At 59.5% G+C, this 23,935-nt stretch carries 24 protein-coding genes; 10 read left to right on the forward strand and 14 right to left on the reverse strand.

Going from position 1 to position 23,935, the window contains the following annotated elements; translation table 11 throughout:
• Window positions 1-34: 34 nt before the first annotated feature.
• From AAIE04_RS13765 to AAIE04_RS13785, 5 genes are all read right to left on the reverse strand, one after another.
• On the reverse strand, window positions 35-1,642 hold the full coding sequence (locus AAIE04_RS13765) for a Hint domain-containing protein (protein WP_063919534.1): 1,608 nt from the start codon (window positions 1,640-1,642) through the stop codon (window positions 35-37).
• Between the two features lie 78 nt (window positions 1,643-1,720).
• Entirely contained in the window at window positions 1,721-2,245 is a 525-nt protein-coding gene (locus tag AAIE04_RS13770) for a hypothetical protein (protein WP_498577137.1), read from the reverse strand.
• 452 nt (window positions 2,246-2,697) lie between these two features.
• Complete coding sequence (pdxY, locus tag AAIE04_RS13775; protein ID WP_432525160.1) at window positions 2,698-3,537, reverse strand: pyridoxal kinase; 840 nt, start codon at window positions 3,535-3,537, stop codon at window positions 2,698-2,700.
• Between the two features lie 3 nt (window positions 3,538-3,540).
• Window positions 3,541-4,251, reverse strand: coding sequence for a glutamine amidotransferase (locus AAIE04_RS13780; RefSeq protein ID WP_063919531.1), 711 nt, complete (start codon window positions 4,249-4,251; stop codon window positions 3,541-3,543).
• Window positions 4,248-4,502 (reverse strand): hypothetical protein, encoded by a 255-nt coding sequence (locus AAIE04_RS13785; protein ID WP_063919530.1) that lies wholly within the window; start codon window positions 4,500-4,502, stop codon window positions 4,248-4,250. Before AAIE04_RS13785 ends, AAIE04_RS13780 begins: the two co-directional genes overlap by 4 nt.
• Before the next feature lie 66 nt (window positions 4,503-4,568).
• Here AAIE04_RS13785 and AAIE04_RS13790 point away from each other — a divergent pair, with 66 nt between their 5' ends.
• On the forward strand, window positions 4,569-5,873 hold the full coding sequence (locus AAIE04_RS13790) for an aminotransferase class I/II-fold pyridoxal phosphate-dependent enzyme (protein ID WP_063919529.1): 1,305 nt from the start codon (window positions 4,569-4,571) through the stop codon (window positions 5,871-5,873).
• Here the strand turns inward: AAIE04_RS13790 and AAIE04_RS13795 are convergent.
• The 3 genes from AAIE04_RS13795 to nudI form a co-directional block, all read right to left on the reverse strand.
• Window positions 5,870-6,856, reverse strand: a complete 987-nt coding sequence (locus AAIE04_RS13795) for an MsnO8 family LLM class oxidoreductase (protein WP_019455455.1) — start codon at window positions 6,854-6,856, stop codon at window positions 5,870-5,872. The genes AAIE04_RS13790 and AAIE04_RS13795 overlap by 4 nt on opposite strands.
• A gap of 138 nt (window positions 6,857-6,994) precedes the next feature.
• On the reverse strand, window positions 6,995-7,828 hold the full coding sequence (gene pbpG, locus AAIE04_RS13800; protein ID WP_498056162.1) for a serine hydrolase family protein: 834 nt from the start codon (window positions 7,826-7,828) through the stop codon (window positions 6,995-6,997).
• 103 nt (window positions 7,829-7,931) lie between these two features.
• Window positions 7,932-8,357, reverse strand: a complete 426-nt coding sequence (nudI, locus tag AAIE04_RS13805; RefSeq protein WP_063919526.1) for a nucleoside triphosphatase NudI — start codon at window positions 8,355-8,357, stop codon at window positions 7,932-7,934.
• Between the two features lie 170 nt (window positions 8,358-8,527).
• Here nudI and AAIE04_RS13810 point away from each other — a divergent pair, with 170 nt between their 5' ends.
• Together AAIE04_RS13810 and AAIE04_RS13815 are read left to right on the forward strand one after the other, a co-directional pair.
• Window positions 8,528-9,115 carry a hypothetical protein gene (locus AAIE04_RS13810; RefSeq protein WP_498577138.1) on the forward strand — a complete coding sequence of 196 codons (588 nt, stop codon included), beginning with the start codon at window positions 8,528-8,530 and terminating at the stop codon, window positions 9,113-9,115.
• Between the two features lie 151 nt (window positions 9,116-9,266).
• A complete protein-coding gene (locus tag AAIE04_RS13815) occupies window positions 9,267-10,697 on the forward strand; it encodes an SH3 domain-containing C40 family peptidase (RefSeq protein WP_498577139.1) in 1,431 nt (476 codons plus the stop codon).
• A gap of 66 nt (window positions 10,698-10,763) precedes the next feature.
• On the opposite strand, the gene AAIE04_RS13820 is transcribed toward AAIE04_RS13815, so the two are convergent.
• Complete coding sequence (locus AAIE04_RS13820; protein WP_498577140.1) at window positions 10,764-11,516, reverse strand: hypothetical protein; 753 nt, start codon at window positions 11,514-11,516, stop codon at window positions 10,764-10,766.
• A gap of 258 nt (window positions 11,517-11,774) precedes the next feature.
• On the opposite strand from AAIE04_RS13820, the gene AAIE04_RS13825 reads away from it, so the two are divergent.
• Complete coding sequence (locus tag AAIE04_RS13825) at window positions 11,775-12,803, forward strand: transporter (protein ID WP_025159767.1); 1,029 nt, start codon at window positions 11,775-11,777, stop codon at window positions 12,801-12,803.
• Here the strand turns inward: AAIE04_RS13825 and AAIE04_RS13830 are convergent, their stop codons facing one another.
• From AAIE04_RS13830 to AAIE04_RS13845, 4 genes are all read right to left on the reverse strand, one after another.
• Entirely contained in the window at window positions 12,804-13,337 is a 534-nt protein-coding gene (locus tag AAIE04_RS13830; RefSeq protein WP_016927616.1) for an SRPBCC family protein, read from the reverse strand.
• Between the two features lie 3 nt (window positions 13,338-13,340).
• Window positions 13,341-13,688: an ArsR/SmtB family transcription factor gene (locus tag AAIE04_RS13835; protein WP_019455447.1), complete on the reverse strand. Its 348-nt coding sequence runs from the start codon at window positions 13,686-13,688 to the stop codon at window positions 13,341-13,343.
• A gap of 96 nt (window positions 13,689-13,784) precedes the next feature.
• Window positions 13,785-15,104, reverse strand: a complete 1,320-nt coding sequence (locus AAIE04_RS13840) for an ABC transporter ATP-binding protein (RefSeq protein WP_498577141.1) — start codon at window positions 15,102-15,104, stop codon at window positions 13,785-13,787.
• A gap of 12 nt (window positions 15,105-15,116) precedes the next feature.
• A complete protein-coding gene (locus AAIE04_RS13845) occupies window positions 15,117-16,856 on the reverse strand; it encodes an ABC transporter permease (RefSeq protein WP_019455445.1) in 1,740 nt (579 codons plus the stop codon).
• A gap of 239 nt (window positions 16,857-17,095) precedes the next feature.
• Here AAIE04_RS13845 and AAIE04_RS13850 point away from each other — a divergent pair, with 239 nt between their 5' ends.
• The 3 genes from AAIE04_RS13850 to AAIE04_RS13860 all read left to right on the forward strand — a co-directional run bounded on the left by AAIE04_RS13850 (window position 17,096) and on the right by AAIE04_RS13860 (window position 20,304).
• On the forward strand, window positions 17,096-18,976 hold the full coding sequence (locus tag AAIE04_RS13850) for a potassium transporter Kup (protein ID WP_019455444.1): 1,881 nt from the start codon (window positions 17,096-17,098) through the stop codon (window positions 18,974-18,976).
• Between the two features lie 187 nt (window positions 18,977-19,163).
• Window positions 19,164-19,883 carry a glucosamine-6-phosphate deaminase gene (locus AAIE04_RS13855; protein ID WP_019455443.1) on the forward strand — a complete coding sequence of 240 codons (720 nt, stop codon included), beginning with the start codon at window positions 19,164-19,166 and terminating at the stop codon, window positions 19,881-19,883.
• 118 nt (window positions 19,884-20,001) lie between these two features.
• A complete protein-coding gene (locus AAIE04_RS13860) occupies window positions 20,002-20,304 on the forward strand; it encodes a cupin domain-containing protein (RefSeq protein WP_019455442.1) in 303 nt (100 codons plus the stop codon).
• Here the strand turns inward: AAIE04_RS13860 and AAIE04_RS13865 are convergent.
• Entirely contained in the window at window positions 20,301-20,891 is a 591-nt protein-coding gene (locus AAIE04_RS13865; RefSeq protein ID WP_498577142.1) for a TetR/AcrR family transcriptional regulator, read from the reverse strand. The two genes, AAIE04_RS13860 and AAIE04_RS13865, sit on opposite strands and share 4 nt — an antisense overlap.
• Before the next feature lie 140 nt (window positions 20,892-21,031).
• Between AAIE04_RS13865 and AAIE04_RS13870 the strand changes: the two genes are divergently transcribed.
• Genes AAIE04_RS13870 through AAIE04_RS13880 form a run of 3 tightly spaced genes read left to right on the forward strand, consistent with a single transcriptional unit; the run spans window position 21,032 to window position 23,898 of the window.
• Window positions 21,032-22,087: a sugar phosphate isomerase/epimerase family protein gene (locus AAIE04_RS13870; RefSeq protein WP_063919517.1), complete on the forward strand. Its 1,056-nt coding sequence runs from the start codon at window positions 21,032-21,034 to the stop codon at window positions 22,085-22,087.
• Window positions 22,088-22,112: 25 nt separating this feature from the next.
• Window positions 22,113-23,006: an alpha/beta fold hydrolase gene (locus tag AAIE04_RS13875; protein ID WP_498577143.1), complete on the forward strand. Its 894-nt coding sequence runs from the start codon at window positions 22,113-22,115 to the stop codon at window positions 23,004-23,006.
• Complete coding sequence (locus tag AAIE04_RS13880; RefSeq protein WP_198635978.1) at window positions 22,996-23,898, forward strand: alpha/beta hydrolase; 903 nt, start codon at window positions 22,996-22,998, stop codon at window positions 23,896-23,898. Before AAIE04_RS13875 ends, AAIE04_RS13880 begins: the two co-directional genes overlap by 11 nt.
• The last annotated feature ends 37 nt before the right edge of the window (window positions 23,899-23,935 follow it).

A 23,935-nucleotide genomic window follows, 5' to 3' on the forward strand; every position in this document is an offset into this window, starting at 1 on the left:
GTGTTGAAAGTCAGGACGGCCCTCATACATAATTTTATTTTCCCGTTCTGCTGTTCATATTGTGGAAATCCGTATGCCATTCGGCCGGCAGCGCCTGCAGGATATTCTGAGGGCGTTGATGATATTCATCCTCATAAAGATGCTGCACCAGTGCGTCGCCGACCAGCACGCCGTTAGCGTAAAAGGTATTGACGCTGCACTGTATTTTTTGCAAGGGCAGGTCGGCGCTCAATTGCAGGTTATAAACCTGCAGTTCACCGGATTTATTTAAAACGGCGGTGATTTCACACTCCCCGTGTAATGTTTTCAGGCGCATGCCCGTCGTTAATTCACGGGCTGTCAGTATGCCGTTTGCCGTGACGAAAGGGTGCCCCATACTGGCCGTGATGCCAAATAGTTGTCCGTCGTCGCCCTGCGCCGTTATCTCGATATAATTCTGCTCTTGCCCGGTGGTGATATTTTCAACCCTTCTCGGGTGATGGTTGCCGCATAGCACAAAGTCGTTGGGTTCGATGGCGTCGATGGTTTTTTCTGTGCCGTCCTGCAGGGTAATTAATGTGTCTGCCGCCAGGCAGCCGTAAATAATCTGCATCGGCTTGATTTGCACCGTGTTGAGCATGCGGCGATCGGGATCGATATCCTTGGGCGCATTGGTAATAAATGCGGCGATGCTGCGGCCTTCCACATTGAGCGTGATTTTAAAAACATAATAAACCTGTTCGCCGGATTCAAAATCTACGCGATTGAATTTTAGCCAATTGAGATCCCAGGAGATGTTATCGCCATTGATTCTGGTCGCCGGTGAGTTGAAGATATTATAACCGCCGAGTGGGGTAATGGGATCGCCGCCGGCGCGGGTGCGAATCAGATATATGGTGTTGGTGGCATTGACCGCCTGGCCGTTATTGAGGTCTATCTTGCCAAAATAAGTGATGTTGCCCTTGATGGGCACTTTAACCGTGCCGTCCTGATCGTAACTGGTGCGATAATCGCAATCGCCGTCGTCGCGGGTCAGGCAGATCTTTATCATCTGCTGGTTATACAGATTTCTGGGGGAGTCATTGCGTATTTCTTTGGGATAGCTTTGCGTCGTGACGATTTCAGCGCCGTAAACGGTTTGCTGACCGACCGTTTGCGCAAAGGTGTAGATTACCGTGACCGGAAAATCGCCGCTGGTTTGGCTCTGTGGGTAATCGCCGCTGGCGCCGATGGTGCAGTCTGACGTGTAAACATAGTCGCTTTTATAGGACACATTGCCGACGTTATCGGCGCTGCCGTTAAACAGGCCAAGCGTCTGGGTGACATTGGTCGCCTTGACCGGCAGAGAACCGATGGCGTCGGTTTGGTAATGCCTGCCGTCAGTGGAGTCCAGCCTGACAATGCTGTAGACCGGTTGGACGCCGTTGCTGTCGGCCTCGCCCAGCCGGCCGGATACCTGCCTGGCGCTTTTTGTCTGCTGCCAGAGGCGGGTGAACTGCGGCGCCGCCGCTGGGGTAACGCCGGCCAGCTTGAGTTGGATATCATAAAATTGAACGAGAGTCGGGTCGCCAGGCTCAATCAGAAATACGCCGCTGTTTTCATACCGATCGATAACGTTTTTTACGATGCGTTTCTCATCTGACGTATAATCTTTTGTGAGCATAATATCGGCACCAATAAATGAATGGCATTGCCAGGGAGCACGCCATTATCATGGCGTGCTCATCGCTTTCATTAGGGGTTATTTGCAGGTTTCTTTGCAGTAAGCGTAAATAGCGCTCAGGCAATCTGAAGATAAATACTGTTCGAATTCCGCATCGGTGGGTTCAATATCGACATCCAACGTCATTGCGTAAAGTTCCTGGGCGAACATGTCTTTGGTGGCTGTAGGTTTGGTTTTAAAATAGGCTTTTATTTTGCCTTTGCTGACTTTTCTAATCCAGGCGAACTCACCGCCAATGGCTACTTTCCCGGTGAAGGCGAAGTCTTTGCTGGTATAAACGCTGATGTCATTGGGATAAACCTGATATCTTACCACCTGTTCCACGCCGATATTCTGATTGGTTTCTTCCCAGGTTTCTCTTTTTATTACATTTAACGCAAAGTTTTTTCCATCGACCGGGCCGTCTTTAGCATCGGCAGTACCGCCAAATAACATCGGACATCCTCTGGCAAAACCTTCATTCTTTAGGCCTAATAAAATAAAATCGGAATTGCCGACAGCTTTTGGCGCGCTATCAAGAATGACGTATTTTTTAATAGGCATAGTCAGATCCTTATACGCTGGATGGTATAAAAAGGAGGTGGTGAATCGCTTTGCCGCCGCGTTTTACTCACATTCAACAATAGCAATGGCGCTTGAAAAATCAACACATACATAAAAATAAATTAAGTATTTATTTTTATGTGACAGATAATCAATAAAATCACGGCGTTGTAAAAAAGGGGGTGAATAGTTTAAAAAATCAAAAAAAACAGAATGTTTTTCGCGATTTTATTTTCTGTTTTTTTTAATTTCAACAAATCAATATGTTGAGTGTGGTTATGGATTTTAATTATTCTAATCATTAGCTGTTTAATCTTTTATATATAGTGCACTAATTTATCATTACTGTGCGCATCATTGACGGGCAATAAATAAAGTGCGCAGCGGAATTATCGTCATGGTGAAAAGTCAAGACGGGAGAGGCGGGGCAGCAGGCTGCCCCTGTTCACGCGCTAGGTTAACGCCCGCAGGCTGCCGATCTCTTCCCAACCGAACTGCGCCGCTTCGGCCAGCACGTCGCACACTTCGCCGGCGGCGGCGACCACTGCCGCGCCGAGTTCGGCGCCGTGCAGCAGATGGCTGACCAGCAACGCGGTAAACAGATCGCCAGTGCCTTTGACCGCCGATTTGACCTTCGGATGGGTAAAGCACTGCGTTTCATTCCGGGTGACCAGCATCAATCCCACTTCGTCTTCGTGCTGCGCTACGCCAGGCGCGCTGGTGACCAGCACCCATTCGGTGGTGTCGTTCAACAATGCCTGCGCGGCGTGTTGCGTCTGCTCCCGGCTGTTCAGTCGCCGGCCGCACAGTTGCTCCAGTTCGAAACCGTTCGGCGTCAGGCCGTCGGCCAGCCGCAGAAACGGCGAGCGATAGCTGTTGACGATGCGTTCATCCACGTAGATCCCTTCACCGTAGTCACCCATCACCGGATCGATATAGATTTTTATCTGCGGATTGAGGGCGCGCACCCGCTGCAGCCAGTTGGCCAGAATATGGCACTGCATGACGTCGCCCAGGTAGCCGACGATCACCGCCCGGCAGCGCTGCATCACGCCGCGGGCAATCAGATCGTCGAGGAAGCCGCCAAACCATTCGCCGGAGATGACGCCGCCGTGCGGTTTGCCGTAATAGGGCGGGCAGCCGAACAACACGCTGGGCACCTGCAACGCCTCCAGCCCCTTTTTCAGCAGAGCGCGGTAGGCGATACCGTTGCCGACGCTGCCGTAAACCACCTGAGATTGTATGCTGATCGCGTCGATGGACGGTGACCGCAAGGGTGAAATCTGTTGCATGGGTTACATCCTGAGTTCGTTATTATCCAGCCAGCGCGCGAACACCTGCCGTGCGCGCTGTTCCAGCTGTGCGCCGTGGCGCGCCGCCTGTTCACGCAGGCTCTGGGGCGCGATGCCGGCCAGTTCCAGCTCGCAGGCATGGCCAATCAGCCAGCGTTCGAGATCGCGATGATCGGCTTCCAGGTGAAACTGCAGACCGAGCGCGAAGCCCTGATAGTCGAAGGCCTGATGCGGGCAAAGCGCCGTGCCGGCCAGGCAGCGGGCGCCGTCCGGGATCATGAACATATCGCCGTGCCAGTGCAGCACCGGCGTATCGGCCAGCGGCGCCAGTACTGAATCCTCCGTCGCCGCGGTCAGCGGGGCGAAGCCGATCTCTTTCACGCCGAGCGAGATCACCTCAGCGCCCAGCGCCTGGGCGATCACCTGCGCGCCGAGACACACTCCGAGAGTCGGTCGCCGCTGCGCCAGACGCTGTTTGACCAGCGTTAACTCATGATCGAGAAAGTCATAGCGCAGGGCGCCGGAAAAGTGCTGGGCGGCGCTGATCGGCCCGCCCAGCACCACCAACAGATCGGTTTCTTCATTATTGATAGCACGAATATCATCGCGGCCGGCATCGTAATAGTCGATCTGATAGCCGCGTAGCGACAGCAGAGAGCCGAGGATGCCCAGGTTTTCAAAATTGACGTGCCGAATGGCAACGGCTTTTTTCATTGTTTAACCTCGCTAGCCTGAGTGAACGGGGTCAGCGCCAGCGACTCGCCCAGCACAGTGATGCCCTGCGCGCCGCTCTGGTAGACGATGCGGCGCTCGCTGACCTGGCTGAGCCGCACCTGATAACCCTGCGCGGCCGGGAACAGCGCGCAGGCCTGCTCCAGCTGATCGGCTGCCCAGGGGGTGAACATCTGCAGGCGGGCGAAGGCTTTTCCTGCATACTGAATGTCGAGCACGTAATGTTTATCCATGGAACCCCTTACTTTTGTCCGCAGAAGCTGCTAATCTTGTTTGAACTAGTACAAAAGGATTTATGTATGACTTCATTGTATGCAAAAGGCGGCGGCGCTGTCCAGATTGCCGAGCAGATCGCCGCACGCATCAAAGACGGCGTCTTGCGGCCGGGCGAGCTGTTGCCGCCGGTTCGCCAGCTGGCGGCGGAGCTGGAGGTCAATCCGAATACCGTCGCCAGCGCCTACGCCAGATTGCGCGACGCCGGTCTGGTGGCGACGCGCGGCCGGGCGGGGACGCTGGTGCTGGAGCCGCCGCTGGCGGCGGTGAGTTCGGCCTATGCGCCACGTCAGGTGCCGGCGGGCATGTGCGATCTGGCCAGCGGCAACCTGGACGCCGCGCTGTTGCCGGCGCTGGCGCTGGGCGCGACGGAGGTGTTCCCGCAGCAAAGCGGCTATGACATCAGCGGCGATCTGCCGGTATTGACCGGTCTGGGGCGCGAATGGCTGAGCCGTCAGGGCGTCGAGCTGGGGGAGCCGGCGGTATTTTCCGGCGCGCTGGACGCGATGGAAAAGGCGCTGCGCTGTCATGTCCAACCGGGAGCGGCGGTGTGGGTAGAAGATCCCTGCTGGCCGCCGCTATTGACGCTGCTGCGTCACCTGCGCCTGCGGCCGCTGCCGTTGGCGGTGGACGATCAGGGCTGTCGGCTGCCGGAAAGCGGCACCGCGGGCGCGGTGATCCTGACGCCGCGCGCCCACAATCCGACCGGCGCTTCGCTCTCGGCGCAGCGCGCCCAGCAGTGGCGGCGTTTTCTGAGCGACAACCCGCAGTGTTTGGCGATCGTCGACGATTTCTGGGGGCCGCTGTCGCACCAGCCGCTGCATCTGCCGTTCGACGACGATCGCGGTCTGTACGTGCTGTCGCTCAGCAAGTTTCTCAGCCCGGATCTGCGCATGGCGTTGGCCTGCGGCAACCCGACGTTGCTGCAGGCAATGCGCGCCGATCAGTACATCAGCGAACGCTGGGTTAGCCATATCTTGCAGCAGATTGCCGCCAGACTGTGGGGACAGGCGCTGCAGGAAGGGCAATTGCGGCGGGCGCAGCAGGCATATCAGGCCAGGCGGGATGAACTGGTCCGGCGGCTCAACGCGTTAAATCACACGGCGCTGGCGGTGGGCGAAGGGCTGCATCTGTGGTTGCCGGTGCGGTCGGAAACCGCCGCCGCGCAGCTGATGGCGCAGCGGGGGTGGCTGGTGCAGGGTGGGGAACCTTTCCGCCTGAAGAGCGATCCTGCGCTCCGCGTCAGTCTGGCCAATGTCACGCCGGCGCAGCTGGCGCCGCTGGCGCAGGATCTGTCCGAAGCCATGCGGGCGGGGGCGGCGATCAACTAGGCCGGCGTCAGGCTCTCTTCCGCCAACAGCTGCAGGGAGGCTAATCGGGCGGCCGGCTCGCCGATCGGCGTGTCGATGATGAACTCCTCCACGCCGTAGCGCTGCTGCAGCTGGGCCAGTTGCTGATGGACCTGCTGCGCCGTGCCGAGCAGGATATGGCTTTCTCGCGGCTCGATGCGGTAGTCGGCGGCGCCGGCCTGCTGCACGAAGCTCTCCGCCTGCGCCAGGCTGCCGACGGTCACGCTCTGCTCACCGGCAACGTGGACGCGGTATTGCTGAATATCCGCCGCCAGCGCCGCGGCCTGTTCCGCGCTGTGCGCCGCGATCGCCGCCACGGCGAGCAACGCCTTGCGGCCGCCGCTCAGGGCGGTGTAGTGCGCCAGCGCTTCGCGGATGTCCTGCGGATTGCCGTTTAGATGCGCGGCGAACACGAAAGCCCAGCCGGCTTCAGCCGCCAGCGTTGCGCTCTCTTTGCTGGCGCCGAGCAGAAAGCGCTGGGCGGCATGCGGCGGCAACGGCGTGGCGCTCAGCCCCGGTTCCGCGTCGTCGTTCAGGTAGGCGGTCAGCTGCGACAGCTGCTGCGGGAAGGCCGGTTTGTTTTGCCGGTCATGGGCGGCCTGCAGCGCCTGAGTGGCGAGCGGCAGCCCGCCGGGCGCTTTGCCCACCCCGAGATCGACGCGCCCCGGCGCCAGCGCCGCCAGCAGATTGAAATTTTCGGCCACCTTGTAAGCGCTGTAGTGCTGCAGCATCACGCCGCCGGAACCGATGCGGATGCGCGACGTCTGGCCGAGCAGGTAGCCGATCAGCACTTCCGGCGACGGGCAGGCGAGCTGCGGCGTGTTGTGGTGCTCCGCCAGCCAGAAGCGGCGATATCCCCAGCGTTCCGCCTGCTGCGCCAGATGCAGCGTGCGCGCCAGCGCCTGCGCGGCGCTTTCCCCGTCGGCGATCGGACTCTTTTCCAATATGCTCAAGGCATAAGCCATTTTCCCGCTCCTTTCCTCATCAGATATGCCTGACAAATACCATGCGGACGACGCGGGGCTTAATACTGATTGGTGATAGGATATTCCATTGATCCAAAACGAATTTGTATATGCGCAAAGCGGTAAAGCGCCATGGTGTTATCTCTCCAGCCAGGCCTTCAGGCGAATGGCGTCGCTGTAATGGCCGTAAGGCGAGCGTGCGCCGAGCAGGATCATCACAATCGGCTGCCCCTTGATGGTGGTGCGCATCACCAGACAGTGGCCCGCCTCGTTGGTAAACCCGGTTTTCTGCAGCTGAATCTTCCAGGCGGCGTTGTTGATCAGACCGTTGGAACTGCGATAGACCAGTTGGCCGCGGCCGGGAAAGACGACGCGCTGCCTGTCGGTGCTGAAACGGCGGATGGTCTGATAGCGATAGGCGTGGTTGACCATCTGCAGCAGATCGCGGGCGGTCGCGACATTGCGCGGCGTCAGCCCGGTCGGGTCGTAGAAGCGGGCACGTTTCATGCCGATGGCGCGCGCTTTCTGGTTCATTTTCGCCACAAAGGCTCTGCGTCCACCGGGATAGTTGCGGCTCAACGCCGCAGCGGCGCGGTTTTCCGAAGACATCAGGGCGATGTGCAGCATGTCGCGGCGGCTGAGCACCGAGCCGATGGTCAACCGCGAATGGGTTTTTTTCAGCAGATCGCGATCGGCAGGGGTGACTCTCATCCTGTTGCCCAGCGGGCGCTTGCTGTCCAGGGTGACCATCGCAGTCATCAGTTTAGTGAGCGAAGCAATGGGGAGGACGCGGTTAGGCTGTTTCTGATACAGCGTTTTCCCGGTGCGCTGATTGACGACCAGCACCGATTTGGCATGCAGCGCCAGCGGCGCGGCGGCGTGCGCGGTGGTCAGAACGGACAGCAGGCTGAACAGGACAGCGGCGCCGAAGCGCCGGGCGGGAAAGCGGAGAGAAAGGTTAAATAAGAGCATAACGGCGGCAATAATGACCCTAAGTGATTAAAAAATATCACAAGAGTCTGACCGGCAAATGTGAAGAAAATAGGGCGGTACTTATACAAACCGTCAACGAAAACTATAACAGCCCGCGTTGCTGCAGGGTAAAACGGGTGGCCTCATTCAGATCGTACTCCCCCAGGCGTTCGCGCGGCACCCAGGCGTAGTCGTCGAACTCATCGTTGATCGTCACGTCGCGGTTGGCGGCCTGGCAGTCGAAGATCAGATAAATCATATAGATCTGTTCCTGGCTGCCGTCGGCGTAGGTTTTGATGCGCACGTCGTCGCGGAAGGTCCAAGGCGTGATGCGCTCGAGGATCAGCGCGGTGCCCAGCTCTTCGCTCACTTCGCGCCGCAGCGCCTGTTCTATCTGCTCACCTGGTTCGACGCCGCCGCCGGACAGCGCCCATTGGCCGGGAAATACGCCTTTGTGGGCGGCCATTTTACACAGCAGGAAGGCGTTATCGTTTTCAATCAGCGGGCAGACAATGATGCGTTGGCGCATGGAAGACTCCTGTCAAAAATCAAAAGGCGCAGGGTAGCAGGTTTGGCGGCGCAGGATAGAGGGGCCGATCGCGTTCTGCGCAACAGCAAAAATTTTTTGTTCCCTCGCGTTTAACGCCTTGATAAGGGAGTAATCTATCGGACTGGTTAATGGACTTAAAAGGGAACTTTATGAATTACCAAGTGGTGCCGTTTTGGTTTTACTCCGGCAAGGCTCTGCTGGCGGTGCTGGCCGCGATCGGATTGGGCGTGTGCGGCGTCAGTGCGGCGTTCTTCTATTGCCTGCTGCTCGCGCTCGTCTGGCCGGTGGCTGTTTCGATGCGGTTACACCAGCTGGCGGAAAAGGGCGTGGCGATGAATCCCCGGCGGGCTTCGCAATGGATGGTCTATGTGCAAGGCATTCCGGTACAGGAAACCCGCCAGGTGTTAACCAACCCCTGTTTTGCGCTGGAAAACCGGATGCGGACCTTCTTTCTGTGCGCTTTCACCGCTAAAACCTTACTGCAGATGGCACTGTTGCTGTTGTTGATCACGCAGCTGGCGGCAACGGTTAATCTGTGGATCGCCTTGGCCGGCGTATTGTTCGGCGCCTGGCTGGTGTATAACACCCTCGACAGCATCCAGGCGCTGCGCAGCCTGGCCCGGCGCCAGTGGGTAAGCGAGCAGTGGGTGAGCGACAGCGGCTCTATCTGGCATCGGGCGGCGCTTATCGGCCGTAAAGGGCCGGCGGCGGCGCTGGAACGTCTGTTGGCGTGGTGAGAATGTGAGGGCGCAGGAGCAAGCGGGCGGGCTTGCTTTTGCGTTTTGTTCCTCAACCGGGCGTCAATCGATAGTGTTATTGAGTATCATTTGCAATCACTTCTGGTCAGGATGAAGAAGAAATTTTCACCTGTCACGGAGATGATAAAAAATGCCTAATGGAATAAAACCCTTTGTATTGATGATGCTTCTGTTGTTGTCGGCCTGCCATAGTGCGCCGGTCAGAGAGCCACCTCAAGACGCCGTAGCGACAATCCCTATCGATCCGACCAAATCGCTATTCCCGCTGGGTAACTACTCGCAATCTGTCGATAAATGGATCCCCTATGGCCCGCAACGGCAGGTGCCCGTGATGGATGCCGCCGCGCAGCAGCACCATTTCTCCGCCCTCAAATCCCACTATTTTGGCATGGGGCCGAATGATCAATCCCCCTGGAATCCGCATTACATCGCTTCCGTCCTGAACCGTGAAGCGCAAAGCCGCCGTGATGCCGCAATGGATAAATACCTGGGAAGTGAAAGTGTCTCCTGGGGGGAAAACTTCAGGACTCACACTGACCGCTGGAAACAGCAAGTCAGAGATAACGCGTCGACCGACATGGATAAGGCGTTCCATCCTGCGGGCAGGGGCATTGCAGTCAGGGAAACGCTGGTCAGGATCCTGCCGACGGCCGATCCGGCTTATGACGATCCTCGCCTGGCTGGACAGGGTTATCCGTTTGATAATTTACAGGATTCATCTATCCGTCCCGGTACGCCGGTATACGTTATTACACAAAGCCGCGATAAACGCTGGAACTACGTCGCGTCGCCTACGGTGATCGGATGGGTGCATAGCGAAGACATCGCGGCGGTGGATCGGCAGTTTGTCACCGAATGGCTGGCGCTGGCGGAGAAAAATCTGGGGGCATTCATTAAACAGCCGGTCTCGGTGCAAGCCGGCGGCCAATTTTATTTTACGGCGCGCCACGGCACGATGTTGCCATTTTACCGGCATCGTCAGGGACATTTTGTCGTCGCCGTGCCGGTTCGCCGAGCGGATGGCCACGCACAGATGCGCCGGGTCGTTTTGCCGGCAGGAGAGTTTGCCGCCATGCCGTGGGAAATGACGCCTGAGCATCTTGCCACCCTGATGCAGTCGATGAACGGCAGGCCCTATGGTTGGGGGAACTCTAACTTCAATAATGACTGCTCCGCCGAACTGCGCAGCCTGTTGATGCCTTTTGGGATATTTCTTCCCAGAAATTCCGCCGCGCAGATACAGGCGGCAAACCGGGTGGTTGATCTTGCTCAAGCGAACACCCGTGACCGGCTTCGCTATCTCAAAGAGCACGGTAAGCCGTTCACCACGCTGGTGTACATCCCTGGCCATATCATGCTGTATATCGGCAATGCGCGGGTTGACGGCCAGCTTGCGCCGATGACATACCAGAATATCTGGGGCTTGCGCCCGGCGGATTCAAAAAGCCGCAGCATTATCGGCGGCGCCGTCTTTTTCCCGCTTCTGACTCGCTACCCGGAGGCGCCTGAATTGACCTCGCTGGCGGGTAAGGCGCAGTTCAAGCTGGGGTTTATTGAATAGCGCATGCTTTATCTGAAAAGCGACCGCGAATGCGGCCGCTTTTCAGGCGATGACGGGTCGGGTTTGCTAATGACCTAATCTGTCCGTGATGATTTTATAATGTTCATCCGTCAGGTTAGCGTAATTCCAAATAAATAATCCGCCAAGGTTAAAGTCCAGCACCTGATCGATGAAATAATTTAAATTCCAGTCGGTCAATCCTTTGGTCGTCAGGGCCAGAATGCACTTTTTATTCTCGGCGCCGTTTGCCAATGATTGCCTTAATGCCGGGATTACATTCGCGAGAATATCGTCATTGCTCCACATCGCCGCGGCATAACAGTAATGGATAAAGCGATCGCATTGGTCTGACCGAATGATTTTTTTGACTTTCTCGTTGAGCTTTTTGCCGCTTTCCGTATTGGGGTGGTTGTAAGAATAACCGGCAATAAAACCGAAGCTGGCCTCTTTTCGAGCCTCTTTTAGCCGTTTCATGGCTTCGATGACCCGCTCGGTGTTCATATTGCATTCGTCATCAAAATCGACGCCATCCCAGCCCCGGTCTACCGTGGCCGCGACGATCCGCAACACGTCATCCTCATTTGCCGGCTTTTGCTGCGGGGAGCATCCGCCGCCGCCATAAACCCAGAGCGTCTTTCCTTTGAAACCGGGAAGTGTATCGGGTTCATTTTGCTTTTCCGGGCTCCAGCCTGGATGAGCGGCTGTGCCTGTGGTCAATCCATCAAGGTTGGTCACCATGCCATACATCATGACATCGAACGCTTTGCGGGGCTGGCCAGTCAGAGACTGGCTCCATCCTCCGATAATAAACTTGTTCATTGTCGCTATCTCCTTATTGTTCGTGTTCCTTAAATGAATGTGTCTTGCATGATGGAGGGTATCAGTCGCTATATTCATTTCGCCATTGTGCCGGCGCTGAACGGGCCAGAAGTGGAAACTATTTTGAATGTAAATGACGTTTATATGACGAAAATATTAATCATCAGGAACACTGAAAATCATTAACGTTGGCAGATAAAGATTGCTATAACAGCGGGTGACGTTTTGGGTTAACGGCAATAGGCAGGAAAGGGCGTGATGGCGCAAAGGTTAACGGAAAAGATGCACAAGCTGGATTTCGATGATGAAGTGACCGGGTTGATCTACGGCCACCTATTTCGCTCCGGCAAACCGCCGGCGCGTCTTAACTCGCAGCAGGTTTGTCAGGCCTATCAGACATTGCCGCCCGGCGACGGTTTTGTTTGGCTGCACCTGAATCTCAATCACGCGGCGGCGGAGAAGTGGCTGAAAAACCATTTCGCCATTTCCGATTTTTTCTTTCACGAAATTCGCCACGGATCCCACACCACACGCATTGAACGCCAGGGGGACGATCTGTTCGCCGTGCTCAACGACGTGATCTTTCACCCCGAGGACAGCAACCCGGAAACGGCGACGCTGTGGCTGTATTGCTGCCGCGGGCTGGTGGTGACCGTGCGTCACAAACCGGTGCGGCTGATCGAAAGGCTGCTTGGCCGCCTGACGACGCTGCAGCTGGCGTCGTCAACCGAACTGCTGGCGCATCTGCTGGAAGAGCAGGAGGAGGTGTTGGAGCAGGTGGTGCGGCAGGCCAACCAGTATGTCGATACCATCGAGGATCGTTTGCTGACTCACCGCGTCAAGCGCAACCGCACCGAGCTGGGGCGCATGCGCCGCATGCTGTTGCGCTTTCAGCGCCTGTTGGCGCCGGAGCCGGCTGCGTTGTTTCGCCTCTTGAACCGGCCACCGACTTGGCTGAGCCGTGAGGTGGTGCAGGATCTGCGGCAGTTCACCGAAGAGTTCACCGTGGTGTTGAACGATCTCGCCAGTTTGACCGAACGCATCCGGCTGCTGCAGGAAGAGCTGGGCGCCAAGCTGATGGAGCAGAATAACCGCACGCTCTATACCCTGACGGTGATCACCGTGCTGGCGCTGCCGATCAATATTGTCGCCGGTTTCTTCGGCATGAACGTCGGGGGGATCCCGCTGGCCAGCAATCACCACGGGTTTATCCTACTGGTGTTGCTGGTCGGCAGTTTCACGCTGATCGCCGGCTATCTGGCGTTCAGGCGCAGGGACGAGAGCTAATTACAGGCGGGCGCGGTACTCTTCTTCCAGCCGGGCATGGGTGCTCCAGAATGGTTGCGGCGCGCGATCGTGCAGGCGATCCAGCAGGATATCCAGATGGGTATGCCAGCCGCCGGCGACGCTGAGCATTTCGTCGCGGTTAGCCAACCGCCGGTGGGTCACCGTCAGCAGCACTGCGTTTCCTTGCTCAGTCAGTTCAAAGGTCACTTCGGAAGGACGCCCTTGATCCTGTTCCGCCCAGGTAAAGCTTAACAGGCGCGGCGGGAACAGGCAGGTGATGTGGCCGCGGTTGCTGACGCAGCCGCCGTGCTGTTTGTACTTGGCCGGCGGTTGTTCGTGCTCGCCCGCCAGATCGGAGTTGCGAAACTCCAGCTCCAGCGGCGCGCCGTTTTCCAACTTCATGGCACCGGCCGCCAGCCAGGTGGCGCGCTTGTCGGATTCGGTCAGGTAGGCCCACACCCGTTCGATGGGGCCGGGCAGCAGCCGCTGGATGCGCAGCGTGCCGGGTTCGATAATCATGCCGTAATCATTCATGGTTCACTCCTTGGGAGGAAGCTGTTCGGGCTGCTGCAGCGCTTGTTCGAGCGCATCCAGCCGTTCAGTCCAGAAATGTTCATAGGTTTGCAGCCATTGCATGGCCTGCGCCATAGGCTCGGGTTCGAGCCGGCAGATATGGTTTCTTCCCTGCACGGTGCGTTGCACCAGGCCCGCATGTTCCAGTGCTTTCACGTGCTTGGAGGCGCCGGCGAACGACATCTGCAACGGCGCGGCCAGTTCGCCGATGCTGCGTTCACCGCCGGCCAGCGCGCGTAACATCGAGCGGCGGGTCGGGTCGGCCAGCGCATGAAAAATGGCGTCCAGCTGAGAGGAAGATAATTCAACCATATGGTTGAATATAGAACAGGCAGGCTAATATTCAACCGTTTTGTTGAATATTTTTTGCTCCAGGGCATGAGTGCCCGCCGGGGCGGGCTCAGCAGGTTAAAACTCGACGTCCTCCAGGCTGAAGAACGCCGTTTGATCGTTGTAGGAGAAGATCTCGCCGTAGCGGCCCCAGTTGATGACCGTATCCAGCGTCTCTTTGGCGGCGCTGTCCGACAGCGAGTCCTCCAGTTCCTGCTCGAAGCGCACGCGCGGCGCGCGATGACCCGGCCGTTCGTCCAACACGTTTTTGATCAGCGCGGCCAGCGGTACATAGCGCAGCAGATGCTCCGCGAACAGCACTTTGCGCGCCTGGACGTCGCCATCAGCGAAAGCGCACGCCGGCGGCGTCAGGAAGATATCGCCCTCACGCACGTCGGCGAAGCCCAGCGACTGCAGCACTTCGGCGATGGGGAACAGTTCATCCACCTCCAGATGCAGCGAAAGGGCTATCTCCGGCATGTCGGCGCGGCCGAAATAGGGCGCGGCGGCCAGCGTTTCGATCAGGCCGGCGATCAGGTTGGTGGAGACGTGCGGCAGCCATGTACCGAGCTTCAACCCTTTTTTGACATTGCCGTCATGTGGGCGGGCGGTCATCTTGGCGTACACATCGTCCACCAGACGGCGGAATTGCGGATCCAACCGGTTGCGCGGGTGACTGAACGGCACCTTGATTTCGGCGATCACCCGGCCGGGGTTGGACGAGAGCAACAGGATGCGATCGCACATGAAAACCGCCTCCTCGATGTTGTGCGTGACGATCAGCACCGATTTGATCGGCATCCGTCCCTCGGTCCACAGGTCCAGCAGGTCGGTACGCAGCGTTTCGGCGGTCAATACGTCCAGCGCCGAGAACGGCTCATCCATCAGCAGCAGCGTCGGGTCCACCACCAACGCGCGCGCAAAGCCCACGCGTTGCCGCATGCCGCCGGAGAGTTCGCGCGGGTAGGCGTTTTCGAAGCCGTCCAGGCCGATCAGGTCGATGGCCGCCAGCGCCCGCTCGCGCCGTTCGGCAAGGGCGACGCCCAGCGCCTCCAGCCCGGCCTCGACGTTTTGCAGCACCGTAAGCCAGGGGAACAGCGCAAAGGTTTGAAATACCATGGCGACGCCTTGGGCGGGGCCGTTCAACGGCCGCCCCAAATAGTTCACCGCACCGGCGGTGGGGGTAACCAGGCCGGCGATGATGCGCAGCAGCGTCGATTTGCCTGAACCTGATCGGCCCAGCAGCCCGACGATCTCGCCCGCCCGCAGCGACAAATTGACGCCGTCGAGGATCAGCAGCTCGCCGTGCGCCTTGTCATAACCATGGCTGACCGCGTTGACCGCTAAAATTTCCTCGCCGGGCGTGCGGGCCGTCTGCGTTGGGTGAAGTTCTGACATCTGAACGGCTCCTTAATCGATGCGGAAGCGGGATTCTGCATAGGCGTAAAGCGGGCGCCACAGCAAGCGGTTGAACAGCGTGACGAACAACGACATCACGGCGATGCCTAAAATAATCTTGGGGAAATCGCCGGCGGTGGTGGTTTCGGCGATGTAAGCGCCCAGCCCGTGTGCTTTCACCTGGGTGCTGCCCCATTGCACGAGCTCGGCCACGATGCTGGCGTTCCAGGCGCCGCCTGAGGCGGTGATGGCGCCGGTGACGTAATAGGGGAAAATACCTGGCAGCATCACCTGGCGCCACCATTGCCAACCGCGAATATGGAAGTTGGCGGCGGCTTCGCGATAGTCGTTGGGCAGTGCGCTGGCGCCCGCCACCACGTTGAACAGGATGTACCACTGGGTGCCGAGCACGATCAGCGGCGACAGCCAGATATCGGGATTCAGTTGGAAATGTACGATGGTGATGACGAATACCGGGAACAGCAGGTTGGCCGGAAACGCAGCCAGAAACTGGGCTATCGGCTGGATTTTCCCGGCCAACGCCGGGCGCAGGCCGATCAGCACGCCGAGCGGCACCCAGATCAGCGATGACAGGGCGATCAGCACGGTCACGCGCAGCAGCGTGATCAACCCCAGCACCATCACCTGGCCCACGTCATTGAGCGTCACGCCGGTCTGCACATACAGAATGACGCGCCAGGCCACAGCAAGCGTCGCCAGGATCACGACGGCGCTCCAGCAGCGGTCGATAACGCGCGAGCGCCGTTGGCGTTTGACGGGGTCGGTGCGGCGCGGCGAGCGGGCGGGCAGGCTCAGTTTCAGGCGCGCGGTTTTAGCCAGCAACGCGCCCAGGGGCGTCAGCAGCAGATGGATCAGGCGCGTGCGGCGCATCAGATTCAACAGCCAGGAGGTCGGGGCGCTCGCCGAGCGGGTCGTTTCCATGCGGAATTTATCCGCCCATGCCACCAATGGCCGGAACAGCAGTTGGTCGTAGGCCAGGATCACCCCCGTCATGGTGAACAACACCCAGCCGATGGCGTGCAGATCCTTGCTGAGGATCGCCTGCGCGAGATAGGCGCCGATACCCGGCAAGGTAAAGGTGTTGTTACCGACGGTGATCGCTTCCGACGCCACGATAAAGAACCAGCCGCCGGACATCGACATCATCATGTTCCAGATAAGGCCCGGCATGGCGAACGGCGCGTCCAGCTTCCAGAAGCGTTGCCACGGGCTGAGATGGAAACCGCGCGCCACTTCTTGCAAATCGCGCGGCACGGTCCGCAGCGACTGATAGAAGCTGAAGGTCATGTTCCACGCCTGGCTGGTGAAGATGGCGAACATTGCCGCCAACTCGACCCCCAGCACTCGGCCAGGGAACAGGGCGATGAAGAAGGTCACGGTGAAGGAGATGTAGCCGAGCACCGGCACCGACTGCAGAATATCGAGGATCGGCACCAGCACTTTCTCGGCGCGCCGGCTCTTGGCCGCCAGAGTGCCGTAGACCAGCGAGAACGCCAACGCAGCCACCATCGCCACCAGCATGCGCAGCGTGGTGCGCAGGGCGTATTCCGGCAGGTTGGCGGGATCGAGCGATACCGCCTGCGTTTTCAGCGTCGCGAGCGGTTGCAGGGTTTGGTGCAGGCCGATAGCCATCATGGCGATCAGGCCGATGATCAGCGGAAAGGCGATGACGTCCCAGCCGTTGGGCAGCAGGCGCCGGGCGGAAACATGAGTGTTGAGCCGGACGTTCATTTCACTTCTCCCACGGCGCGCGCAAACAAGAAAGTGACAATCGCATAAGCACTATAGACCATCCTGCGGCGGCGTTTCTCAACCGTTGCTCACCGGCGGCGGTTTCTGCGCCGCAAACGCGCGATACTGTAACCCGTGAAGATGACGGTTAGGTTATGCTTATCCTGCTGAGCGAGTGGCACGACGGTAATAAAGTGACAATAATTTTAACTCTCGGCGCAACGCTAAGGAGCGAGCAGATGTCTGTCGGCAATGATACGGAAGGGGCGAACAAGAGCGGGATGGCGCCATTGGCGTTGGGCGCATTGGGCGTGGTGTTCGGCGATATCGGCACCAGCCCGCTGTACACCTTGAAAACCGTGCTGTTTCTCTCCGGCGATGCGCCTTCGGCGCCGGTGATCCTCGGCCTGCTGTCGCTGATTTTCTGGACGCTGGTGATCGTCACCTCGCTCAAATACGCCATGTTCGCCATGCGCATTGGCAACCGCGGTGAGGGCGGCATCATGGCGCTGATGTCGCTGCTGGTCAGCAAGCAGAAGTCCCGGCCGCTGGTGTTGTTCGCCGGCCTGTTCGGCGCGGCGCTGATTTACGGCGACGGCGCCATCACGCCGGCCATCTCGGTGCTCTCCGCCCTCGAGGGGCTGAACATCGTGCTGCCGGCGTCGCAGCCCTATATTCTGCCGGCGGCGGTGGTGATTTTACTCAGCCTGTTCGCCATTCAGCCGCTGGGCACCGCGCGCATCGGCCGCGTGTTCGGGCCGATCATGGCGCTGTGGTTCCTGTCGATCGCGGCGCTGGGCGTGTGGGGCATTGTTCAACACCCGGCGGTACTGTTGGCGCTGAATCCGCTGTACGGCATTCATTTTTTGTTCTCCAACGGGCTGACCAGTTTCCTGGTGCTGGGCGGCGTGTTTCTGTGCGTCACCGGCGCCGAGGCGTTGTACGCCGACATGGGGCATTTCGGCAAACGGCCGATTTGGCTGGCCTGGTTCGGCATCGTTTTTCCCAGTCTGTTGCTCAACTACGCCGGACAGGCCGCGCTGATCCTGAGCGGCGCCGACGTCACGCAAAACATCTTCTTCCGTTTATGCCCTCCGGCGCTGCTGATCCCGCTGGTGATCCTGGCCACCCTGGCGACGATCATCGCCAGCCAGGCGATCATCAGCGGCGCATTTTCCATGACCCGACAGGCGATCCAACTGGGTTGGTTGCCGCGGCTGCGGGTTAAGCAAACTACCGAGGAGAGCTACGGGCAAATCTACATCGGCGCCATCAACTGGCTGCTGATGGTGGTGACGCTGTTCCTGACGGTGTTCTTCAAATCGTCGGACAATCTGGCCGCCGCCTACGGCATCGCCGTCTCGCTGACCATGATCATGACCACCGGCTTGCTGTTCGTCGCCATGCGCGAGGTGTGGCGCTGGGGGCTGCTCTCCAGCCTGTTGGTCGCGGGGTGTTTCTTCGTGGTCGATCTGAGTTTCCTGACGGCCAACCTGACCAAGGTGCTGCAGGGCGGTTATATCCCACTGCTGTTGGCGGCCGCGGTCTATACCGTGATGCTGATCTGGCATCGCGGGGTGTTGGCGGCTGCGCGCACTCTGGGCGAAACGATGGTACCGATAGAGGATTTCCTGGCGAAAATCCGCCGTGAATCCGTACCGCGCGTGCCGGGTACAGCGGTATTCCTGACCCGCAGCCTGCAGGGCACGCCGCCGGTAATGAAATGGCAGGTCAAGCGCAACGGTTCGCTGCACGCCAACGTGCTGGCGCTGACCATCGCCATCGTCAACGAGCCGCGGGTAGCGAATGCCGAACGCCTGGTGATGCGTGAGCTGGCACCGGGCTTTTGGTGCGGCGTGGCCAGCTATGGCTTTATGGAGCGGCCGAACATTCCGCAACTCTTGCAGCACGTCGAGGCGCAGAAATGCGGCCTGAACTTCGACGAAGCGACCTACTATCTCGGCCATGAAACCGTGGTGCGCCGCGAGGCGGATGACCGGCTACCGTCCTGGCAGCGCAATCTGTTCGCGCTGATGGTGCGCAACGGCATGCACGTCACGGACTATTACTACCTGCCCAGCGATCAGGTGGTGGAGATCAGCCGCCGGGTGCCGGTGTAGGGCGCGAAAAGGCATCGCTGCAATTGCGGCGTGCATCACACAACGCGGATTGCATTTCATTTCTGGCCGCCATAACCTGACAACAAACGGATTGTTACTGACCCGATCAGGCAAAACCTAACGGCTCCCCGGCATCGAATAGAACGGGAGGGCGGTTAGGTTTTTTTTTTGGAAAAAGGAGCAGGGAATGAAACTTGTCGTCGCTAATGATTATCAGGAAATGAGTGAGCTTGCCGCCGGCCTGCTGTTGAGTTATATGATGCGTCCGCAGCGCGTCAATCTGGCTATCACCGCCGGTTCGACGCCCAAACGGATGTATGAGCTGTTGGCCCCGCGCGTCAAGGGCCACGCGGAGTTCGCCAATGCGCATTACTATAATTTCGATGAAATTCCTTACGCCGGTCGGTCGGGCTACGGCGTCACCATGGAGAATCTCCATCGCCTGTTCTTCGGCCCGGCGGCGATCCCCGAGCGGCAACTGCACGTCTTGAATTCGGACAACTACCTCCAGCACGATCGACGTATCGCCGAGGATGGCGGGCTGGACGCGATCGTGATGGGCGTCGGCGCAGACGGCCACTACTGCGGCAATTTGCCGGGCACCACCGCCTTTGAAGACGGCGCCTGTCGGGTGCCGGTTTCCGCCAGGCCGGACCTGGCCGAAATCTTGCTGAAAGAAGTCGGCGGCCGCGCTGAATGGTTGCCCGATCATTACGTGACCCTGGGGCCGGCGAGCGTGATGGCCGCGAAAAAGCTGGTGCTGCTCGTCAACGGTTCACACAAAGCGGGCATCTTGCGGCGCATTATCTGCGGGCCGGTGGAGGCCGAGGTGCCTGCCAGCGTTTTGATGTTGCATCCGGACCTGCTGATTATCGCCGATCGTGAAGCGGCGACGCTGCTGCCGTAAGCGTCCGTCTGGCGCGTTTCGCCTCAGAACCAACGGTCATAATCTGCAACCAAAGCGTCTTTCCCTGCGGGGCGGGATCGGGCTAGAGTGCGTTTTTTCATGCACCCGGAGGATTCCGATGCTGTTCGATTTAAATCTGCAGGCCGCCGAACTGCCCGAGGCCTGGCGTTCCAGCGTGTTGGGCCGCGTCGGTGCGGCCAATATCAAAGTGCTGCGTATGGATGCGCGCAGCATTGAGGATGAAGTGCATGATTACAGCGAAGGATTGCTGGTGATCAGCGGCCACCTGCGGCTGCAGGTGGCGGGGGAAGAGGTGGTGGTGCGGGCCGGCCAGCTGTATCAGGCCGCGGCCGGCGTGCCGCACCGCGTGTTGCCGGGCAGCGCAGGCACGCTGGTGATTGTCGACCTGCCGGAGGATTAAGCGCCGCCCAACGCCGTGAGCGCCACCGCGACCGCGGCCAATAATCGTGCTTGCGTGACGCCGTCACGGGCTTGAATCGACAAGCCGTGAAGGAAGACGGCGAAATAGTCCCCCAGGCTATCGGCGTCGGTGTCGGCCGGCAGTTCGCCGGTTTGCACCGCCTGGCGCAGCCGTTCGACGATTTGCTGCGTGCGCTGCAGCCGGTGCTCTGCCAGCCAGACTTTTAGCCCGTCGTTTTCTGCGCTGACGCTGGCGGCGGAGGAGACCACCATGCAGCCCTGCGGCAGATCCGGCCGGCTATAGAGCCGCACGGCATCTTCCAGCAGGCGTTTGATCGCCGGCCGAATGCCGCTTTCCTGCGCGAAGGCGCGATCGGCAAAGCCGCCTTCTGCAGTTTCGTAACTGGCGATCGCCTCGCGGAACAGCTGCTCTTTGGAACCAAACGCTTTGTAGATGCGGGCGGAAGCAATGCCCAGCTCCGCCACCAGATCCGACATCGAGGTGCCTTCGTAACCCTGCCGCCAGAATAAGTTTCGCGCCTTCAAGAGTGCCTGTTCGCGATCGAACTCGCGCGGTCTGCCTGCCATTCGCTGCTCCAATTTACCTGCCATTCAGCGACATAGGATCGCTTAAATCGGCGGGAATACCAATGCCTTTATAAATTTCGCTTGCGGTCGCCACGTTTTGCTCCTATTGTTTGTCAATCGACAACCAATAGGAGTTTACGATGAAAACCCTCAAAGGTCCAAGCCTGCATCTCGCGCAATTCAGCGATGACGCGGCGCCGTTCAACAGCCTGCCCGCCATTGCCGAGTGGGCGGCGCAGACCGGTTTTAGCGCGTTGCAGATCCCGGCCTGGGATCGGCGTTTATTCGACGTGGCCACCGCTGCGCAAAGCCAAACCTACTGCGACGATCTGACCGGCATGTTGGCGGAGCATGGGTTGGTGGTCAGCGAACTGACCAGCCATATTTTCGGTCAACTGATGGCGGTGCACCCGGCTTACGATGCGCTGTGCGACAGCTTCGCGCCGCCGGCGTTGCACGGCGATGCCAACGCGCGCAGCGAGTGGGCGCGGCAGCAAATGCTGTTGGCGGTAAAAGCCTCGGCGCGGCTCGGGCTCACTGAACTGGGCACTTTTTCCGGTTCGCTGGCCTGGCCCTATCTGTTCCCGTTCCCGCAGCGCCCGGCCGGGCTGATCGACACCGCGTTCGGCGAGCTGGCCAAACGCTGGCTGCCGGTGCTCAACGCCTGCGACGAGCAGGGCATCAACCTGTGCTACGAAATTCACCCGAGTGAAGATCTGCATGACGGCGTGACCTACGAGATGTTTCTGGAACGCGTCGGCCACCACCCACGTTGCCGGGTGCTGTTCGATCCGAGCCACATGGTGTTGCAACAGCTGAACTATCTGGAGTTTATCGATATTTATAAGGACGTTATCGGCATGTTCCACGTCAAGGACGCCGAGTTCAATCCGACCGGTCGGCAGGGCATTTACGGCGGCTATCAATCCTGGACCGATCGCGCCGGCCGCTTCCGCTCGCTGGGCGACGGCCAGGTCGATTTCAACGGCATATTTTCCCGGCTGACGCAGTACGGCTATCAGGGGTGGGCGACACTGGAGTGGGAGTGCTGCCTGAAAAACCCGCAGGACGGCGCGCGCGAAGGCGCGGCCTTCATTCGCGATCGCATCATCCATGTCACCGACAAAGTGTTCGATGACTTCGCCGGTGCGCCGGTCAACCCACAGCAGATCAATGCCTTGCTCGGCATTCGCTGAGCCTAACTCTTCAGGGAGTCACCCCATGAAACAACAAGAAAACGAGATCCTGTTGCAGGATCTCGGGGCGGAACACGTCTATACCCAGGTCAATGGCCAACGTATCCACTGCGTGATAGCCGGTGAAGGGCGGCCGGTGCTGCTGATCCCCGGCTGGCCGCAAACCTGGTACACCTGGCGCCATGTGATGCGTGCCCTGGCAGCGGCCGGTTTTCAGGCGATCGCCGTCGATCCGCCGGGCATCGGCGATTCGGACAGGCCCGTCGGCGGCTATGACACCGGCAGCGTCGGCGCGGCGTTGCACGCGATGATGGCGCAACTGGGCCATGAACGCTACCAACTGGTCGGCCACGACATCGGCATGTGGGTCGGTTATGCCATGGCGAGCGATTTCCCGCAGGCGGTGGAGCGCCTGGTGCTGACGGAGGCGGTAATCCCTGGCCTGGCGCCACCGCCGCCGATTTTCGTTGCGCCGGAGGAGAACATCTTCCTGTGGCATTTCATGTTCAACCAGCTGGCGGATTTGCCGGAGACCCTGACCCAGGGGCGTGAACGGGAGTATCTCGGTTATATCTTCAACCGCTGGTCCTACCGGCGCGATCGGGTGGCGGCGGAGGTGTATATCGCCGCCTATTCGGCGCCGGGCGGATTGCGCGCCGGATTCGATTATTATCGCGCGATCCCGGAGACCGTTCGCCAGAACCGACTGCGCGCCGCCACGCCCTTGGCGATGCCGGTGCTGATCGTGGGGGCGGAGCACGCCACCGGTGACGCGCCGTTGACGACGTTGCAGGGCAATGCGTGCGATCTGCGGGGTGAAACGGTCGCCGGCTGCGGCCATTTCATCACCGAGGAGTGTCATGAGGCGTTTATCGCACTGATTACGCCGTTCCTGGCGGGAGAACAGCATGCCGCTTGATGAACGCATCGCCGCCTTTTTGACGGCATCGGCAGACGCACCGCCACCCGCTTCGCTGGCGGAAATGCGCGCGGCCACGGAAACCGGTTTGCGTCAGCTACAGGGCGAGGCGGAACCGAGTGGCGGGGTCAGGGATTTTACGCTGGTTGCCACCGACGGACATCGGATTGCGCTGCGCGCTTATTTTCCTGCCGGGGAAAGGCACGCCGCTGCGCAGCCGGCGATGCTGTTCGCCCACGGCGGCGGCTGGTGCCTCGGTTCGCTGGCGCTGTACGATCGGCCCTGCCAGGCGCTGGCTAACGCCACCGGCCGGGTGATCCTGTCGGTCGATTATCGGCTGGCGCCGGAGTTTCCTTTTCCGCAGCCGCTGGAAGATGTCTATCAGGCGCTCTGTTGGGCTGCGCAACAGGCGCCGCAGTTAGGGATTGACGCTGAGCGCCTGGCGGTGGGCGGTGACAGCGCCGGGGGCAATCTGGCGGCAGCGGTTGCGCAGCTGGCGCGGGATCGTGGCGGCCCGCACATTGAACGTCAGCTGCTGCTGTATCCGGCGCTCAGCCGCGAGATGGCGACGACCAGCTATCGTGAGTTCGCCGAGGGGCACTTTCTGACGCGCGACGCGATGGTATTTTGTTGGCAGCAGTATCTGGCCCAGCGACGCGAACCCTACGGCGAACCGCTGCATGCCGCCACGCTGTGCGGGTTGCCGCCGGCCACCATCCTGAGCTGCGAATATGATCCGCTGCGCGATGAGGCCGAGCAGTATGCGCAGCGGCTGCGCGAGGCAGGCGTGCCGGTACGCTGCGAACGATTGCCGGGCCTGGTGCATGCCTGCATTCACATGCTGGGGCTGACCCCTGCGGCACGACGGCTGTTCGAGCTGGCTTGCGAGTAAAAAAAAGCCCCGCATTGCGGGGCTTTTGGCTATTCAT

The organism is Serratia sp. Ae19-1 (assembly GCF_059801225.1).